1 protein-coding gene and 1 pseudogene are annotated in these 1436 nt (G+C 65.3%); both read right to left on the bottom strand.

Annotated features, from left to right (window positions below; translation table 11 throughout):
* Positions 1-657: pseudogene (locus tag EOD07_RS34240) on the bottom strand (glucose-6-phosphate dehydrogenase); the annotation flags it as partial.
* A 13-nt stretch (positions 658-670) separates the two neighbouring features.
* Positions 671-1436, bottom strand: a 766-nt coding sequence (gnd, locus tag EOD07_RS34235; RefSeq protein ID WP_127238337.1) for a phosphogluconate dehydrogenase (NAD(+)-dependent, decarboxylating), incomplete at its 5' end; no start/stop codon positions are given.

The following is a 1436-nucleotide window of genomic DNA, read 5'->3' as shown; positions in this document are numbered from 1 at the left end:
GTCATAGAATTTGCCGCGCCCCTCGACGCCGAAATCCTCGGCCATGGTGATCTGGACGCTCTCGACGAAGTTGCGGTTCCAGATCGGTTCGAGGAAGGCGTTGGCGAAACGGAAATAGAGCAGGTTCTGGATCGCTTCCTTGCCGAGATAATGGTCGATGCGGAAGATCGACTGCTCGTCGAACACCAGGTGCAGCACCCGGTTCAGCCAGCGCGCCGACTGCAGATCGTGGCCGAAGGGCTTTTCGACCATCAGCCGCGCGCCGCGCGCGGTGCCGGATTGCTCCAGGCCCTGCACGACCGTTTCGAACATGGTCGGCGGCACCGCCATGTAGTGCAGCGGCCGCTGCGCGGAACCCAGCGCCGTCTTCAGCTTCTCGAAGGTCGCCGGGTCACGGTAGTCGCCGCTGACATAGCGCAGCAGCGAGGCGAGCTTGGAAAAGACCTTGTCGTCGACCGCGCCCAGCGCATTGACGATGCCGTCGCGGGCGCGATCCACCAGCTTGGGGAGTTCCCAAGGCTCGAAGGCGACGCCGATCACCGGCTCGCTCAGCGTCCCCTTGGCGACCATGTGGTAGAGCGCGGGGAAAATCTTCTTATGCGCAAGGTCGCCGGTCGCTCCGAAAAGCACCAGCGTGTCGGACCTCTCCTGGCTCATGCAGCCTCTCCCCTCACGCGCCGGTCTTCGGCTTTTCGACATGGCCGCCGAAGGCATAGCGCATGGCGGACAGAAGCTTGTCGGCGAATTGCGATTCGCCCTGCGAGGAGAAGCGGTCGAACAGCGCCGAGGACAGCACGGGCGCCGGAACGCCGGTGTCGATCGCCGCCTTGAGCGTCCAGCGGCCCTCGCCGGAATCGGAGACGCGGCCGCCGTACTGGGCAAGCGCCGGGTCGTTCTTCAACGCACCGGCGGTGAGATCGAGCAGCCAGGAGCCGATGACGCTGCCATGCCGCCAGACCTCGGCGACCTGCGGCAGGTCGATGTCGAACTGGTAGTATTGCGGGCTCTCGAGCGGGCTGGTCTCGGCATCGGCGGTGCGCTGCCTTTTGCCGGCATTGGCCGATTTGAGGATGTTCATGCCTTCGGCATAGGCGGCCATGACGCCGTATTCGATGCCGTTATGCACCATCTTGACGAAGTGGCCGGCGCCGCTCGGGCCGCAATGGAGATATCCGAAGGGCGCCGTGCCGGCATCCTTGGGCGGATTGGCGCCCGCATCGGCGCCCGGCGCCAGCGTGGCGAAGACCGAATCGAGATGCTTCACGGCGTCATCGGGCCCACCGATCATCAGGCAATAGCCGCGCTCCAGCCCCCAGACGCCGCCGCTGGTGCCGACATCGACGAAGTTGATGCCCTTGACGGCCAGCCTCGCCGCCTGGTCGACGGCGTCATGGTAGTAGGAATTGCCGCCGTCGATGATGATGTCGCCCGGCTCC

Source organism: Mesorhizobium sp. M2C.T.Ca.TU.002.02.1.1 (assembly GCF_003997225.1).
The sequence above is the reverse complement of the archived record's forward strand: the minus strand, read 5'-3'. Positions and strand labels throughout refer to the sequence as shown.